Source organism: Saccharothrix tamanrassetensis (genome assembly GCF_014203665.1).
Classification (GTDB): domain Bacteria; phylum Actinomycetota; class Actinomycetes; order Mycobacteriales; family Pseudonocardiaceae; genus Actinosynnema; species Actinosynnema tamanrassetense.
Map to the genome: position 1 here is coordinate 1 of NZ_JACHJN010000019.1, position 16,282 is coordinate 16,282.

Annotated in this window: 14 protein-coding genes and 1 pseudogene; 4 read left to right on the forward strand and 11 right to left on the reverse strand. The window is 70.8% G+C overall.

The features are described from left to right. Positions 1 to 890 (reverse strand): AfsR/SARP family transcriptional regulator (locus tag FHS29_RS35535; protein WP_184698991.1); only part of this gene is annotated, 890 nt, incomplete at its 3' end. Positions 891 to 1,149: 259 nt separating this feature from the next. Here FHS29_RS35535 and FHS29_RS35540 point away from each other — a divergent pair. Beyond that, positions 1,150 to 1,650, forward strand: coding sequence for a hypothetical protein (locus tag FHS29_RS35540; RefSeq protein WP_184698993.1), 501 nt, complete (start codon positions 1,150 to 1,152; stop codon positions 1,648 to 1,650). Positions 1,651 to 1,915: 265 nt separating this feature from the next. Here the strand turns inward: FHS29_RS35540 and FHS29_RS35545 are convergent, their stop codons facing one another. From FHS29_RS35545 to FHS29_RS35585, 9 genes are all read right to left on the reverse strand, one after another. Further along, positions 1,916 to 2,863 carry a carboxymuconolactone decarboxylase family protein gene (locus tag FHS29_RS35545; protein WP_184698995.1) on the reverse strand — a complete coding sequence of 316 codons (948 nt, stop codon included), beginning with the start codon at positions 2,861 to 2,863 and terminating at the stop codon, positions 1,916 to 1,918. Between the two features lie 64 nt (positions 2,864 to 2,927). After that, positions 2,928 to 4,775 (reverse strand): DUF8508 domain-containing protein, encoded by a 1,848-nt coding sequence (locus tag FHS29_RS35550; protein WP_221457287.1) that lies wholly within the window; start codon positions 4,773 to 4,775, stop codon positions 2,928 to 2,930. Continuing rightward, positions 4,772 to 5,893 carry a hypothetical protein gene (locus tag FHS29_RS35555; RefSeq protein WP_184698997.1) on the reverse strand — a complete coding sequence of 374 codons (1,122 nt, stop codon included), beginning with the start codon at positions 5,891 to 5,893 and terminating at the stop codon, positions 4,772 to 4,774. Before FHS29_RS35555 ends, FHS29_RS35550 begins: the two co-directional genes overlap by 4 nt. Before the next feature lie 21 nt (positions 5,894 to 5,914). Next, entirely contained in the window at positions 5,915 to 7,321 is a 1,407-nt protein-coding gene (locus FHS29_RS35560) for a (5-formylfuran-3-yl)methyl phosphate synthase (protein ID WP_221457288.1), read from the reverse strand. Positions 7,322 to 7,738: 417 nt separating this feature from the next. After that, complete coding sequence (locus tag FHS29_RS35565; protein ID WP_184699001.1) at positions 7,739 to 8,389, reverse strand: class I SAM-dependent methyltransferase family protein; 651 nt, start codon at positions 8,387 to 8,389, stop codon at positions 7,739 to 7,741. A 10-nt stretch (positions 8,390 to 8,399) separates the two neighbouring features. Beyond that, on the reverse strand, positions 8,400 to 9,596 hold the full coding sequence (locus FHS29_RS35570; protein WP_184699003.1) for an FAD-dependent monooxygenase: 1,197 nt from the start codon (positions 9,594 to 9,596) through the stop codon (positions 8,400 to 8,402). 509 nt (positions 9,597 to 10,105) lie between these two features. After that, the gene (locus tag FHS29_RS35575) at positions 10,106 to 10,843 is read right to left on the reverse strand and encodes a MerR family transcriptional regulator (protein WP_184699005.1); all 738 of its coding nucleotides are present in this window, start codon (positions 10,841 to 10,843) and stop codon (positions 10,106 to 10,108) included. A 39-nt stretch (positions 10,844 to 10,882) separates the two neighbouring features. After that, a complete protein-coding gene (locus FHS29_RS35580) occupies positions 10,883 to 11,797 on the reverse strand; it encodes an alpha/beta fold hydrolase (protein ID WP_184699007.1) in 915 nt (304 codons plus the stop codon). A 286-nt stretch (positions 11,798 to 12,083) separates the two neighbouring features. Beyond that, positions 12,084 to 12,917 (reverse strand): SDR family oxidoreductase, encoded by an 834-nt coding sequence (locus FHS29_RS35585; RefSeq protein WP_221457292.1) that lies wholly within the window; start codon positions 12,915 to 12,917, stop codon positions 12,084 to 12,086. A gap of 39 nt (positions 12,918 to 12,956) precedes the next feature. On the opposite strand from FHS29_RS35585, the pseudogene FHS29_RS37455 reads away from it, so the two are divergent. From FHS29_RS37455 to FHS29_RS35595, 3 genes and pseudogenes are all read left to right on the forward strand, one after another. Next, positions 12,957 to 13,151 (forward strand): annotated as a pseudogene (locus tag FHS29_RS37455) (helix-turn-helix domain-containing protein); the annotation flags it as partial. 6 nt (positions 13,152 to 13,157) lie between these two features. Then, positions 13,158 to 13,790 carry an MmyB family transcriptional regulator gene (locus tag FHS29_RS35590; RefSeq protein WP_312865260.1) on the forward strand — a complete coding sequence of 211 codons (633 nt, stop codon included), beginning with the start codon at positions 13,158 to 13,160 and terminating at the stop codon, positions 13,788 to 13,790. 246 nt (positions 13,791 to 14,036) lie between these two features. Next, positions 14,037 to 14,744 (forward strand): tyrosine-type recombinase/integrase, encoded by a 708-nt coding sequence (locus FHS29_RS35595; protein WP_221457294.1) that lies wholly within the window; start codon positions 14,037 to 14,039, stop codon positions 14,742 to 14,744. On the opposite strand, the gene FHS29_RS35600 is transcribed toward FHS29_RS35595, so the two are convergent. Further along, positions 14,649 to 16,202, reverse strand: a complete 1,554-nt coding sequence (locus FHS29_RS35600) for an alpha/beta hydrolase (RefSeq protein ID WP_221457295.1) — start codon at positions 16,200 to 16,202, stop codon at positions 14,649 to 14,651. The two genes, FHS29_RS35595 and FHS29_RS35600, sit on opposite strands and share 96 nt — an antisense overlap. Positions 16,203 to 16,282 lie beyond the last annotated feature (80 nt).

Below are 16,282 nucleotides of genomic sequence, written 5' to 3' on the forward strand. Positions count from 1 at the left end.
GGGACGTCGGTGGCCGCGACGGTGGTGGGCAACGCGCGGTCCAGCGCGGCCAGCTCGGTGAGGCGACCGGTGAACAGTCCCGGCGCGGCGGGCAGCTGACGCGGCACCACCGGTGACCGGACCGCCGCCCCCGTGAGGGGGACGGCGAGGTCGGGGTCCGCGGTCAGGATCCGCTGGTGCAGGTGCTGCAGCTCCGGTCCGGGGTCGGTGCCCAGTTCCTCGACCAGTCGGGTGCGCACCTGCTGGTAGTGGTCCAGGGCGTCGGCCTGGCGACCGGCGCGGTAGAGGGCCAGCATGAGCTGGGCGGTCACGCGTTCGTCCAGCGGGTGAGCGGTGGCGCGGTCGGTCAGCTCGGGCAGCAGCGCGGTGTGCCGCCCGAGTCGCAGCGCCAGGTCGAGGCGGTCGGTGTCGGCGGCGAACCGCTCCAGCTCCAGCCCTTGCCGCACCGAGGCGATCCACGGCGTGTCCAGACCGGCCAACACCTCGCCGCGCCACAGCCCCGCGGCCCGCTCCAGCAGCTGCAGCGCACGGCCCTGGTCGCCCTCGGCACGGGCACCGTCGACCAGGCGGCGGAACAGGTGCACGTCCACGCGCTCGGGGTCGACCAACACGACGTAGCCCCCGCCACGCCGCTGGATCACCACCTCGTCCACGCCGGCGTCGGCCAGCAGGTGGCGCAGCAGGGACAGGTAGTTGCTGACCAACTGCCGGGCCCGTCGAGGCGGACGCCCACCCCAGATCCGGTCCACCAGCTCATCGGTGGCCACCACCCGGCCCGCCTCGACCACCAGCACCGCCAGCACGCACCGCTGCCGGGCGTGCCCGAGGTCCACCCGCGTCCCGTCGACCAGGACCTCGACCTGACCCAACACCCGCAGCTCCACCGTCATCGCCCCACCCCTCCACCCCGGCACCGCCGGGCGCCGTGGGGAGTCCTGCCTATGCCCACCGACCCGCCGGCCGGCACCACTGAACGAGCGATTCGCAGAACGTCGTGTTGCCAGAAGGAAACGGGCGCCCACTCTGGCACCGCGGCGAAACGGACCCGCCGCACCGGACAGGCCGCGGCGCACACCGACGGACGTCGAACCAGGCAAATACCGCCGATATGCCCGCGCCCGTCCGCAGAGCCGTTGAAAGGAGCCGGAGATGTCCGGAGCGAAAACCAGGCGACCCGCCGCCCTGCTACTGGTGGTGGCCGCAGCGCTGACCGCGCTGGTGGCAGGTGCCACGCAGGCGGGCGCCGCACCCGCCACCAGCGAGACGACGACCTTCACCCTGCACCTGCCGAGCACCGACGGGAAGTCCGCCGCCGCGGCGATCGTGTGCCACGGTCGCAGCGACCTGCTGGTCATCCGCCGTTCGGGCAACGACTACGCCCAGGGGACCGGGAGGACGGACTGCCCCGTGACGCTGCACAACGTCACCGCGCAGACGACCCTGTACCAGTGGTCGGCACCCCTGAGCAGGTGGGAGCCGGTGTCGATCGGGAACTACGACAGCCGGCCGGGGAGGAAGGCGGAATCGAGGACCTCCGGCTACAGGTGCACGTCGACGCCGCGCTACTACGTCGCGTCCACCTTCCACTACGTCCGACTGGGCAATCAGCACGCCACGGCCGTCTCGACCAGCCGGTATGCCGGCTGCTAGTCGCGTCACGGGTGGGTCTCCGGAAGGAGGCCCACCCTCCGCCGATCCGCCACCGGCCGCGTGGGACCGGCCAGCGGGCCGCAGGAGCGTCCACCTGAACGGTGGGCGTCACCGGGATGCCGATCCTGCGGCCCTACCACTGGGCGCGCGGCCCGGTCGGACCGGGGAACAGAGCTCCTGCTTCACGGCCAGAAACCGGACGGCACGTTCGAGCGGAGCTGGAGCCCGAGCGAGTTCATTCCGGTCACGGGCACGATCTCGGACGTCATGGTGTCAGAGCTCCGACGGAAGACGCGGTCGGCTGCGTTCCCGTTCGGTCGAGCGGTGAGTCGCCCCAGCCGGTGGGGCCGAGGAGGGCGTTGTTGCGTCGGCGGATGGCGCTGGGGACGGTGGTGTTGTAGGCGGTGATGAAGTCGATTTCGTCGTCGGCGACGCTCGCTTCGTCGAAGGTGTGCAGGACGGTGAACCAGACGTTGAGCAGGCCGCTGAAGTGGACGGTGAGCCAGGTGAGTTCGACGAGCATGCCGGTGGCGTAGGCGTTGCGGTAGGCGGGTGTGTCGGTGCCGGGGTACTGGTCGAGGCCGTGGGCGGTGATGGCGGCGGGGGCGTGGTCGAGCAGGATGCGGTGGGTGGTGCGGACCTGGTCGTCGGTGATGCCGTGGGGGTGGGCCTGGGTGGCGGCGGCCAGTCGCAGGCAGGCCAGGTGCAGTGCGGTGTAGGGCGGTGCGCCGGGGCGGTCGAAGGTGGGGTCGCCGTGCTCGTCGACCAGGTGCAGGAGCATGGCCTCCGCCTGCTTCGCGCGGGTGTCGGGGTCGGGGTGGGGCAGGAGTTCGGACAGGGTGTTGTAGCCGATGACGGTGTGGTGGGTGATGGAGTAGCGGCTGCGGTTGAGCAGGCTGACGACGTTGATCACGAGTTCTTTGGTGACGCGGTCGAGGAAGCCGGAGGTGGGGTAGCGGACGGTGCCGCCTCGTGCGGTGTCGGGGTCGGGGATCTCGGTGAGCTCGCCGGCGTCGAAGATGATCGAGTTGGCGTAGGGCACTTCGGTGATGGCCAGTGCGGGGTGGTGGGCCATGGTGCGGAACAGGTTGCTGGGGATGCCCCAGGTGGCGATGCTCAGGTCGTAGGCGGCTTCCACGTCGGCGTTCATGCGGGCGCGGGGCAGTGGCGGCACGCGGGTGCCGGTGGTGGGCAGGACGAGTTCGTCGGTCATCGGTTCGGTCCTCCGAGGGGCTGGGGCACGGGTTGCTCGTGCGGGGGCCGGTGGGGACTGGTGGTCACGGGATCTTCAGCCGGACCAGTTGGGGGTCGTGGTCGCTGACCTGGTCGGCGAACTCGGCGTTGACGTGGACGATGTCGTAGTCGTAGCCGTCCGCGACCAGCCTCGGGCCGAGCAGGATGTGGTCGAGGACCTGGGCGTTGCCCTGGTAGATGTAGGTGTAGCGCTCCGGTTCGGGCAGGGTGGCGGGCAGGTCGGTCAGACCGAGGTCGCGCAACGTCCGCAGTGGTGGCGAGAACTCGGTGTCGTTGAAGTCGCCCGCGAGCACCAGTCGTGCGTCCGGGTCGTTGTCCAGCAGCCGGCGGGCGAAGTCGCCCAGGACGCCGGTCTGCTCGCCGCGCGGGACGCGGCTGGGTGTGCGGGGCGGGTGGAAGCGGCCGAAGGTCGGGTCGTCGCCGCGCTGTGAGGTCAGGTGGTTGGCCACGACGACCAGTCGGGTGCCGTGGAAGGTGAACTCCCCGGCCAGTGATTTGCGGGTGTCGGTGAAGGCGGGGTGGTCGGGCTGGACGCGGCCGGGACTGAGGTTGAGCGCGCCGTCCGGCGTCACCTGGACCGGTGTGGTCGCGGTGCCGCCGGGGCGGTCGACGAAGGACAGCCCGATGTCGGTGCGGAACAGGAACCCGACCCGGATGTTGCCGCCCGGCACGCCCCCGTCGGCGCCGTCGAGCGGGTCGATCTGCCGGAAGTCGTAGCGCGGACCACCGACGGCGGCGATCCCGTCCACGAGGCTCTGCCAGGTGCGCCCGGCGGTGGTGACACCGGTGTCGGCCGGTCCGTCGTCGTCCTGGACCTCCTCGACCACCACCACGGCGGGGGAGGCGAGGCGGGTGGTGATGGTGCGCGCGATCTCGGCGACCTTCTCGGGTGGTGACACCGCCGAGAGGTTCTCCACGTTGAACGTCGCGATCGCCAGCTCGTCGGCTGCCGCGGGCCGCGCGGACTCCCGGGCCAGGCCCGCGGGGTAGCGGGTCGAGGAGCAGGTGGCCACGATCTCGTAGGCGCCGTAGCGGTAGTCCAGGACACCGCAGGCCCGGGAGAGCCGGTCGCCGACGTCGATCCCGGCGGGGATCGCGTCGGGCACGGGCCCGGTGACGAGACCGAGTCGTTCGGGGTTGGGGTCGTGCTCCCGCGCGGCCAGCGCGCCCCGACCGGCCAGTGTCGTGGCGCCCGCGCCGCCGTCGGCCACGACGGTGACCCGCCTGCCGCCGGAGAACTCCAGTGCCGGTGACACCGCGACGGGCTCGTCCACCCGCACGGGCATGCCCTCCAACGACTCGTAGAAGTCCAGGCCCTGCGCGGCGGGGTCGAACGCGGCGCTGTACTCGATGTCGCCGACCACGTCGTCCTTGACCACCTCGTGCGGCGGGGTACGGCCGGACTCGCCCAGCGGGACGGGTGCGGGCACCGGATGGCGGCCCACGATGGTCACCGACGCCGGACCGCCGATGCGGGTCACCGACAGGTTCGCGTTGGTCGGGGTGTCGTCGCCGTCGCGGTGTTCCCGCACGGTGCCGGTGACCCGTACCAGGTCGCCGACTTGCGGGGTGGGCGCGTCGACGGCGACCTGGACGCCCTCGGAGGTGGCCGGATCGTGGTCGGGGGTGACCGAGTGCAGCCAGAACACCCTGCGGCGGGCGTCGGCGGCCACGACCACGCCCCGCGCGACGGTCACCTGCTGCCCCGCGAGCGGTGATCGGTGCCCGGCACCCTGCACGTCGTGCACGTCCACCACCGGTGTCCGCGGCGGACCTGCCGAAGCCGCGGCGAAGGCGGGGGACGGGCACAGCAGCACCAGGACCGCGCCGAGGACGAGCACCCCGCGCGCGGGCGAGGACGGCGCCGTCACCGTGTCGCCTGTGCGGTGGAGTCGAGCGGCTCGCGGGGCAGGACCAGCTCGGGCAGCGTGCCGTACGGCCACGCCACCTCGGCCTGCGACAGGGCGGGCACCGTCGCGCCGTCCGGCGCCGACCGCGTCCGCGCGGTGGCGTCGAGAACCTCGTAGCCGGGCAGGGTCTCCTGCTCGGTGTCGCCGAGGCTGAACTGGCGGCCGTCGAAGAACCCGGCCATCTCCTCGCCGACGCCGTAGGCCGCATCGGCGCGGCGGGCCTGGTTGAGGCGGTGGTGGATGTTCCACTCGTCGTGGGCGCCCAGGCTGAACGCGGTGCTCACCCGGGTGCCGTAGTAGACCAGGAACGCCCGGCGCCGCGCCTCGTACACCACCGCGTCCTGCGGCCGGCTCGGGTCCAGCGGGCGACGCCCGCCGGCACCGTCGTCGACGGTGCCGAAGTCGAGGTAGAACTGCGGGTCGGTGGTGTAGCGGCGGGCGAAGTAGCCCTCCATCCGGTCGGTGAGCGACTCGCCGCCGCTGCGCAGCGAGAAGAACTCGCGCGCGTCGGTCGGGCCGAGGAAGTAGTAGGCGTCGAACGCGCCGCCGAGCTTGAGGTCCTTGCGCGTCGGGTGTGCCAGGTAGTCGTCCTCGATCAGCACGCGCGACCACATGCGCATGTAGTCCCCGCCCGTCGGGTGGGTCTGGGCCAGCAGTTGCTCCAGGGTCAGGCCGGGGTACTTGTCCTGCAGGGCCGCGATGTGACGGGTGATCAGGCCGGTGCCCTGGCGGGACTCCAGCTGGTAGGCGGCGGGATTGAGGAAGAAGAACCGCTCGCCCCACTGCTCGGTGAGCCGCCGGGCGGTGTGGTTGGCGATGTCGACGTTGGTGGCGAAGTGCCCGCCGCCGCGCGAGCTGATCGGGCAGCTGAGGTAGACCACCACCCGGCCCTCGGCCTGGGCGCGCGCCAGGTCGGACTTGATCAGCGCGGTGTGCAGCTCGAACACGTCGAACCACGCGCCGGTGTGCCAGGTGAACTTCATGATCGGCCGGTCGGGCACCGGGTAGCCGGTTTCGGTGTCCGGTGGTCGTGCGTCGTCGTGGAGGGTCGCCGGGGTGGCGGTGTGGGTGTCGTGCATGGTCGTCGCCTCCCTGGCGGGTCAGAAGGGCTCGAGCCGGCCGTACTCGTCGGCCCAGAACACCTGTCCGATGTCGGGGAAGTTCTCCAGGAGCTGGTCGACGGCCTTGTCGACGCCTTCCACCGAGCGCATCTTCTTCGGCAGCCACAGGTAGCCGCCCTGCTCGGGCGGGACCAGGCCGCGCACCAGTTGCCGCATCATCACCTGGTCGCGGCGGGAGGCGACCGGATCGCCGTCACCGGGGTCCGCGGACGGGTCGGGGCGGACCGCCGACGCGCCGCCGCGGGTGGACACCTGGTCGGTCTGCGGCACCAGCCGCCAGATCTGCTGGGCCTGGTAGCTCTGCAACGACCCGGCCAGGTTCGCCTCCACCCCGCGGTAGTGGCAGTAGTCGACGAAGAACCTGATGTCCTCCACCGACAGGATTCCGGTGCGGGTCAACGCGTCCGGTCCGGTCCCGGTGGTGTCGAACCGGTTGAAGTCCACGATGGACGGACCGTCGCCGTTGCCGGTCTCGGTGGTGTCGACCAGGCCGACCCGCGCGACCTTGAACAGGATGCTGGTGTCGAGCATGATGCCGTCGGCGCCGGAGTCCGCGGTGGCGTCGACCATCTTCTTGATCGCCTCGCGGTCGGTCCGCTCGGCCGGTGTCAGCCCGAATTCCGAGTGCGGGAACGGTTCGTTGATCTTCACCCGGGTGCTGTCCGACCACGCGGGCAGCACGCCGGCGGCGATCAGCTCCCGGAGGTCGGGGCGGTGGTCGAACAACGGGTTGCCGTCCGCGTCGGTCAGGTACTGGTAGTAGTCCGGCAGGTCGATCGTGCCCTCGACCGGTGTGGCGGTCGTGGTGGGCGAGAACTCGCGCAACGCCACCAGTTCCCGCACCACCAGGGGGTTGTTCCTGCGCTGCCGCCACAGCACGAGGTCCTGCGCGAACAGCACCGACATGACCTGGCTGTGGCTGAACTGCTCGGTGCGGTTGAGCGTCTGCACCACCTCGGTGAGCGACTCCCTCAGGATCGGCAGGTGCATGCCGTCCAACCCGACCTTGATGATGTTGCACGGGTGCACCCTGGTGCCCATCGACACCGCCACGCCCAACGCGGCCTGCGACGCCTTGCCCGCGATCTCGTACGGCGACTTCTCCACCGCGTGCCCGCTGTCGGTCCGCCGGAACAGCAGTTGGTCCTCGCCGATGTTGGTGCTCAGCTGCACCTCGCTGTCGCGCGTGTAGTTCAACACCGCGTCGGCGATGCTCATGATCGCCTGCGGTTTGATGTTGCCCAGCGCGCTGCGCGGGTCCTCGCTGTCCACGATCCGCGCCCCGCCCAGCACCGCCTCCCGCGCCTCCTGCGGGTCGAACACACTGACCAGCAATTTCCTGTTGTGCCGCCGATCGGGCCCATCTCCCTGCACCGTGCTTGCCATGGCGGATGACGTCCTTCCGTCGGAAACCGGGACCTGCCCAACGCAAGCAGCACCGACGTCCGAATCCAACGGGGTGCGGGGCCGGCCACGCGATCGTGTAAGCGAATCCCCGGGATCGCCCAAGTCCCGCCACGAGCAGTCAGCACGGCTGGAGGACGGTTCACCGCCCAGTGGTGGGCGACCAGCCGACCGGGCACGGCGGAAGTCGTCGCACCCCCAGAGCCGGTGCGCGGCCAGGTCGGCTCCGCAGCGCCACCGCGATGACGACGCGACCGCGAGATCACCGGTCCGACCGGTTCCACCGGGAGCGCGAGGCGCTGAGCGCACCCCGCCGCGGTGCGGGGTGGTCGCGATCAACTGCGTCCACGCCTGCCACAAGCTCTCGTGGTGCTCGGTGCGGTTCGCAGACGGACGCTGTCAGGAATTGCGACCCTGCTTTTCCGCTTCTTCGACGAAGGTGAACATGCGCATACCTGTGGCCAACGGCTGTGGTTCGCCGTGGAAGCGGTGCACGCCGACACCGAAGCCCGCGTCCGGCTCGGAGACCCACTGGCGGTCGAAGCCACGCTTCTCGAACCATTCACAGATCACCGGCACCAGGTCCGGTGCGCCGCGATGGCGGGTCCAGACGACGGTGCCGCCGGTCGCGCACAACTGGACGCAAGCGTCGACGGTCCGTTCGACGTCCTCGTCGGTGATGTTGCCGAACACCCCGCAGACCAGCACCAGGTCCGCAGGCGTCAGGTCCCGGTAGTGATCGGTGATCGAGGCATCGGCCGTCACCACCTCCACCCCTTCCAAGCCGGCCGCCCGCGCCGTCGCTTCGGCGACCGCCGTGTTCCGCGCGTCCAACTCCACCAGACGCGCTCGAACGTCATCCCGCCTGGGATGCCCGGCGAGGACTTCCAGCAGATCGCGCCCCTGGCCCGCGCACAGGCTGATCACCCGCAACGGCCCTGGCGCACCGCCGTCCAACGCGGCCCGGATCTGCGTCTGAACAGCCCGCAACCGCAGCGCCAGTCCGGAGTCCGGACGGTCGTAGTCGCGGTGCCATCCATGCCAGTCCACGGCACGAACTCTACGGCGCCCCGGAGTCCGGCACCCCGGCGTAGTCGGGCAGCTCGACGCCGTTGATCGCGCGGCCGATCAGCTCGGTGAACCATTCGCCGGTGAAGTCGGGGCTCGGCTCGGCGTCCGGCCCGGGGACGTCGCGGCTGCGGGCGTTGAGCCGGCCGATCTCCTGGTTGGCCTCGACGAACGAGCGCATCCGCTCCTCGTAGCGGGCGAACCCGGCGTCGGGGTTCCACCCGGCGGCGGCCAGTTCACCGGCCAGCAGGTAGGCGCCGACCAAGGCCAACCCGGTGCCCTGCCCGGACATCGGCGACGAGCTGAACGCCGCGTCCCCCAGCAGCCCCACCCGTCCGCTCGACCAGCGGTCCATCACCACCTGGGCGACCTGGTCGAGGTAGAAGTCCGGGGTGTCGTCCAGGTGCGCGAGGATGTCCGGAGCCAGCCAACCCAGGCCCGCCATCCGCTCACGCAGCAGGCGCTTCTGGGCCGCGACGTCACGGTGGTCGACGTCGAAGTCGGCCGAGGTGAAGTAGAACATGGCCATCGCCCGGGTGGCGTCCTGGATGGGCCGCAGGAGGGCGGAACGCCCGGACTCCTGATCCTGGTATTCGAGCAGCCAGCGGTCCAGTCCGAACTCGTTGGGCACGCTGTAGAAGGCCAGCACGTGCCCGAGGTGGCGGAGGAACCGCTCATGCGGCCCGAAGACCATCGCCCGCAGCGCCGAGTGCAGCCCGTCGGCCCCGACCACCAGGTCGAAGCGCCGCCGGTCGCCGCCCGCGAAGACCACGTCGACCCCGTCCGCGTCCTGGGTGAGCCCGGCGATCCGGTCGCCGAAGATGTACTCGACCCCGTCGCGGGTGTCGTCGTAGAGCACCCGGGACAGGTCCCCGCGCAGGATCTCGATGTCCGCGATGAACCCGTCGCCACCGTCGTCGTCGGCACGGAAGGTCTCCAGCACCCGCCCGTCCGCGTCCACGGTGTACGCGCCGGCGGTGTCGGTGCACGCCGCGCGCACCGCCGCGTCCAGCCCCATGCGCCCGATGACGTCCTTGGCCACCCCGCGCGCGTCCACCGCCTGCCCACCGGGACGCAGCTCAGGGGCCCGCTCCACCACGGTCACCTCGGCCCCCCGCCGACGCAACCAGTGGGCCAGCGCGGGCCCCGCGATGCTCGCCCCCGCCACCAACACCCTGATACCGCTCACTGCGTCCCCCTGCTCACCCGTCCGGATTCCGGTCCGGATCCTACGGTGACCCACGGCCCCGGCCGGCGAGTTACCGGCGATTCCGGCTCGCCGTCGGCCAACGGCCCGCAGTCCGGCACCTCGGCGGGGCTCGTGCTGCAACGGCTGTCCAGCAGTATGCCGATCGGTGACGGCGCAACGCTCGGGTGAAGCTCGTCCGAGTCCCTCCCCGGGCCGTCCGCAACGGTCCGTGCTTGGTCGTAACGCCGAACGGCTGCCTCCCGAGATACCCGGTGGCCACCCGGCATCGGAGCGGTCAGGAACGAGTGCGCCAGCCGGAGGTCGGGTGACACCGGGGGATCGGGCGGCGGTGATCGTGGCCATCGCGGCCCTCTTGGCGGCCACCCTGGCGGTGCCGGCCCGAGCGCCGCGCCGGAAAGCCGTACTTCCCGCGTCCAGACCAACACGCAGAACATCTGTCTGTGCCGACGTTCGTGGGTCGGCTATCGGGCGTGACCTGGGCGCTGGCTTCAGCTGTTGTGCTCGGCGGTTCGGCGCTGCTCGGCGCGGTGGGTGAGCACAGCGACGATGCGTTGCCACGCCGGTGACGCCTCGGAGATCCGGGAAATGACCAGTTTCAGGTACCCGGACCGGCCGCTGTCCCGCTCATGGCTGATCTCCCAGGCGTCCAGGTCGTCGATGAGCCGGTCCAGTCGCGGATCGTGCGGATCCCAGTCGACCGCTCGATCACAGGCGAGGTACAGGCGCGTCGTCCCGGGGTCGTCGAAGGCGGCGTTCTTATCCCGTATCCGCTGCGGCACGGCGTGCGGGTCCAGTGCCCGCATCAGGATCCACGCGTCGCGTTCGAGCCGTACCCTCCGTTCGCCGATCCCGAGATCGCGCATCCGGTTCAGGATGGCGACCACCTCGGGGGGCAGGACGAGCCGTTCGCCGCCGGCCAGTTCGGCGATCCGGCGGCGGTACTCGGTGAGCTGGTCGATCCTGCGCTGCAGTTCGACGTCGATGTCGGTGATGGCCGCGGCGAACTCGGTCGGCTGTGCGTGCAGCAGCGCGTCGATTCGGGCCAGCGGAACACCGGCATCGGCGAGGGTCCTGATCCGGATGAGGTCCACCGCCGCCTGCGCGCTGTAGCTGCGGTAGCCGGAGGCGTCGCGATCGGGCTCGGGCAACAGGCCGACGTGGTGGTAGTGGCGGACGGTACGTACGGTCACGCCGGCGGTCGCCGCGAGCTGGCTGATCGTGAGCACTGTCCTCCTCGGACTTCGGGGCACGTGATCGTGCCGACTCTAAACGCGAGCCGCCCGGTTGACGACGTCGCGGATCGCCTGGACCACGGCATCGGGGCGGTCGAAGCACAGGCGGTGGTGGAGGGTGTCGCGGAGGATGCGTTGTTCCCCGTGCGAGACCGCGCTCACCAGGGCCGCGTCCAGCCTCCTCCTGCCCTCGTGCACCTCCTGCAACGTCCGCTCCGACGTCAGCGACTGCTGGGCGGGATCGACACCCAACACGGTGAGTGCGACCACCGGGACGTCGGGGATGTCCGGTCCGGCCAGCAGTTCGGTGGCGAGTTCGGCCAACGTGCCGCGCTCGGCGATGCCGACGTGGATCCATTCGTCGCGATCATGGGCGTCGATCAGCGGTTGCCGCACGTGCTCCGGGTAGTCCACGAGCAACTCGCCGCGCATCTCGCGCAGGGCCAGGCGCATCCGTTCGAGCTGCTCCAGATCAGGTGCCATCTGCTCGCTCGCGACGAGGTGCATCGCGGGCGGCAGGAACGTGTCCCAGTCGCGGTGCAGGGCGTCCAACCAGACCAGTCCGGCAACGTCCTGGGGGTACAGCTGCGCGAACCGATGCGCGTAGAAGCCGCCGAGGGAGTGCGGTGCGAGAACGTATGGGGCGGCGATGTTCTGCGCGTGCAGCAACTCGTGCAGTTCCACGGCGACCGCGGCGGCGGTGCGCGGCAGCGGAAGGGGGTCGCTGTATCCGGTGCCGCCGCGGTCGTACACCACGGCGGTGGTGAACTGCGAAACCTGTTGCTGGACACCGAAGTAGTCCAGACCGACCGCGCTCGCGCCCGGCAGGAACACGACGGCCGGTCCGCCGCTGCCCGACCGGTGCACGAAGATGCCGCGGCCGCCGACCTCCTGGAACCCGCCGACCGGAGGAGCAGGCCGGGCTGCGGAAGTGGTGTCGTTCGTCATGCGACCAGGCTCCAACCCTGACGCAGGGTCAGGGTCAACCCCCTACCACCGCAGCACCCGAGATCGTGCAGCCGTCCGACGCGCTGCCGTGCTGCCGTGCGCCTGACTGGAAGCTCATCGCGACACACGCTCATGCCGCTGACCGGGCACTCAGTGGACGCACTCTTCTGCCGAGTTGAGTGCGCGGGCGATGCTTGGACCCGCACCCGAGTTCACGAAGTGGTGTTGGCCGGCCTGCCCCCTGCTGCTTGCCCGACGCTACGGGTGGTGGTGGGAGCCGGGTGGGTCACGCCGTCTCGGCTAGCTCGCGCCACTGATGCCAGGTGGCGAGCCGCTGCTGGTACACGCTCTCGGTGATCGGGTACGGGTAGCTGCCGAGGAACAGTCGCAGTGGCGGTTCCGGCAGGTCGACCAGGCTGAGGACGACCTCCGCGGTGACCGACGGGTCGCGCGGCGCGCGGGCGGTGGCGCCGGCCCGGCGGGCCTGCCGGATCGGCTCGTAGGCGGCGATCGGTGCGGTGTGCGCCGCCGACGCCCCGGCCCAGTCGGTGCCGTACGGTCCTGGTTCGAGGATCGTCGTCTTGATACCGAGCGGGCCGACCTCCTGGGCCAGGGCCTCGCTCATCCCTTCAAGGGCCCACTTGGAGGCGTTGTAGAGGCCCAGCGTCGGGAAGGCGGCGATGCCGCCGATGCTGGAGACCTGGACAAGGTGCCCGCTACCCTGCGTCCGCATGATCGGCAGAGCGGCTTGGGTCACCCAGAGCGGGCCGAACAGGTTGGTCTCGATCTGGGCTCGGGCCTGCTCCTCGGTAGTCTCCTCGATCATGCCGAACAGGCCGTAGCCGGCGTTGTTGACGACCACGTCCAGGCCGTCGAAGGCTTCCGCGGCGCGGTCCACCGCGGCGAAAACCTGAACCCGGTCGGTCACGTCGAGCGCGATCGGCAGGAGGCGGTCGCCGTAGGTCTCGGCCAGGTCCTGGAGCGTTTCGGGCTGACGTGCCGTCGCGGCGACCCGGTCACCGCGCTTGAGTGCCGCCGTTGCCCAGGTGCGTCCGAAGCCGCGTGACGCCCCGGTGATGAACCATGTCTTCATGGCCTCGACCATGCCCCGGCGCAGCATCGCCGGCCAGCACCCTGGCAGGGATACCCTCGACGAACGATGACACGCGACAATCTTCTCGGAGAGTTCCTTCAGGCGCGCCGGGCCCGCCTGCGGCCGCGTGAGGTAGGGCTTGTGTCCCACGGTCGGCGCCGAGTCACCGGACTCCGCCGTGACGAGCTCGCGAGGCTCGCCGGCGTCTCCGTCCAGTACCTGACAAGGCTGGAGCAGGGCGTCGACCGGCACCCGTCCCCACAGGTCGTGGACGCGTTGACGACGGCGCTGCGCCTCGACCTCGACGCCGCGAGGCACCTGCGCGCCCTGGCCGCCCCGCCAACGGAACCACTCAAGCCCAGCGAGTTCCGCGTCGAGGTGCAGCACCTACTCGACTCGTGGGGCGGCACCCCGGCGTACGTCCGCGACCGCCGTTTCGATGTGCTGACGGCCAACAAGGCAGCCATGGTGCTCTCCCCGATGTACCACCCCGGGCACAACCTGGTCCGCGATGTATTCCTCGACCCCGCCGCACGCAGCTTGTTCCCGGATTGGCCGGACATCGCCGAACAGACAGTCGCGGCCTTGCGGGCGACGGCCGATCCACGCGACCCACGGACCGCCACCCTCGTGGCCGAGTTGCAGGAGCACGACGAATTCCGCTCGTTGTGGGCCGGATACGACGTACGCCCGTCACGCAACGAGACCAAGCGGTTCGATCACCCCGACGCCGGCCACCTCACCCTGCGCCGTCAGACCCTCACCGTCGCCGGAGCCGAGGACCAGGTGATCATCGTCTACCAGCCGGAGCCCGGCAGCGCTTCGGCCGACGCGCTGGCAGGGCTTCTCCAGCCCGGGACTGCTGCGTCCCACGCACCCACGCGGCGATGCCGCGACTGATTGAATGCCGCGCCGGGCTATCCTCATCTGCCGCGGTTGGCATGGTGCTGGTGGTGTCGTCGTGGGGCGACCGTGACGGGTTATGGACCTGTCGAACCTTGGCGATGTCGTGCTGCGCCTTGCCGCCTCGGCCTACCTGGGCCGCTACACCGGACCTCCCGGACCCACACCGAGTCCGACCTGCGCCTGTTCCTCGCCTGGTGTGCCGAGCGCGAACTGGCCCCGCTGGGGTCGGGGCGGGCGCAGGTGAAGCTGTACGTGCGGTGGATGCAGGAAGTCCGCCGGTTCAAGCCCTCCACCGTGTCCCGCCGCATGGCCGTGGTTTCCGGCTTCTACCGCACCTGCGCCATCGCCTCCGTACTCGACCATTCACCCGCCGACTTCGCGCTGGTGGCGATGCTCGGCCTGCTCGGGCTGCGGGTGTCCGAGGCCGGACGCGGCGACGTGCAGGACCTCGGCGAGGAACACGGACACCGCGTACTCCTGGTCCACGGCAAAGGCGGTAAGGAAACCCTCGTCCCGCTGCCACCCGCAGTAGGACGGGCCATCGAACGCGCCGTCGACGACAGGACGACCGGGCCGATCCTGCTCAACCGGCGAGCACGACGGATGGACCGACACTGCGCCACCAGTCGCCTCCACCACCTCGCCAAGACCGCGGTAGTGCGGCTGCCGGAACTGCATCCGCACCTGGTGCGACACACCTGCGTCACCACCATGCTCGACGCCGGAGTCGACCTCCGCGACGTCCAGATCGCCGCACGCCACGCCGACCCCCGAACCACCAGGCCGCGCACCAAGCGCTCTGTTGGTCGCACTGCGTTCTCCGCGCCGCGGCGCGGAAGACCGGCAAGTGGGTCACAGAGCGCAGCGGGCGCCTTCCGGCGGTGTCTTCAGATCGACCAGGTAGCCGAGCACGAGGTCGTTGGTGCAGGCGTTTTCACCGATCAGTGAGACGCCGTGCTGCGCGCCGTCCACGGTCAGCAGGCTGCCGCCGAGCGCTTCGGCCAGGTCGACCCCCGCCTGGTACGGAGTGGCGACATCCCCGGTGGTCGACACCGTCAGCGTCGGAGGCAGGCCGGCGACGTCGTCGGCGAGCCAGGGGCGGGTCCTGGACGGCGGCTTCGGCCATGCCGCGCACAGGTGGTGGGTCTGCTGCACCGGCCTGCCGTCGTCCGTGAACGGCGCCGCTTCGCGGATCCGGCGGTTCGCCTCGGTCTGCTCGGCCGGTGTGCGGCGGGGCAAGTCCATGCACCGGGTCGCGAGGTAGCTGTCGCCGGTACCGTCGTAGGTGCCGTCCGGTTGGCGGCCTGCCAACTGGTCACGCAGCGCGAGCAGGGTGTCGCCCCGGCCCGCGGCCAGCTCGGTGAGCCCGTCGACGAGTCGGGGAACCAGAGCCTCGGCGCGCATCCCGGCCAGCACAGCGAGGACGGCGTCGTTGTAGCCGAGGCCGCGGCCGTCGGTGGTCGGCGCGGGCCGGTCGATCAATGGCCGTGTCAACGCCTGGAACCTCTCGGTCGCGCGAGCCGGATCGGTCCCCAGTGGACAGTCCGCGGCCTGTGCGCATTCCTCGGCCAGTCGGTCGAAGCCCTTCTGGCTTGCCGCGGCCTGTGCGGTGTGCAGCTCGTCGCGGGTTGTGCCGGGGGCAACCGCACCGTCGAGGACCAGTGCCCGCACGTTCTCCGGGAACGTCTCCGCGTAGACCCCGCCCAGCTCGGTCCCGTAGCTGAAGCCGAGGTAGGTCAGCCTCTCGTCGCCGACGGCGGCTCGCAGCACGTCCATGTCCCGCGCGGTCTCCCGGGTGCTGACACTGGTGAGCGCGTCCTCGCCGCCCGCGCTCTCCGCGCACCGCTGCATGATTTCCCTGGCATGCTTCTCGCTGGTGGCGCTGTCGAGGTCCATCGGGTTGTCGATGCCCGCGGCGCGCGCTTCGTCGTCGGCATCGGAGAAGCAGTCCAACTGAGGCCACGAAGCGCCAACACCGCGGGGGTCGAACCCGATGATGTCGAACCGCTGCCCGAGCGCTCCTTCGGTCCACAGTGGCTTCGAGGCCATGGTGGCGACGAAGTTCATCCCCGAGCCGCCGGGGCCACCCGGATTGACCAGCAGCGACCCGATCTTCTCGCCACTGGCGGGGATCCGCAGCAAGGCGACCTCACCGCGAGCCCCGCCTGGGTTGTCGTAGTCCACGGGGACCTGCACCCGCGCGCAGTCCAGGCGCTCGTTCGCGAACAGCTTCTCGTTGACGGGCGTCGTCGCGAAAGGACCGCACGGTTCGAACTTCACCTGCTGGTTGTGGAATTCGGTCAGGTCCGGTGGCGGCGCGCCGGGTGGGGGCGGTGTCGTGCAGGCGCCCGCGAGGGTCAGTGACGCGGCTCCCACGACGAGCAGTCTTGAGCGCGTACGGAACACAGCGACTCCTTGGTAGCGGTGCAATTGCCGCATCGACGCTAGAACCGCCGGTCGCGCCGGCGGATCCGTCGCCGGGCTCG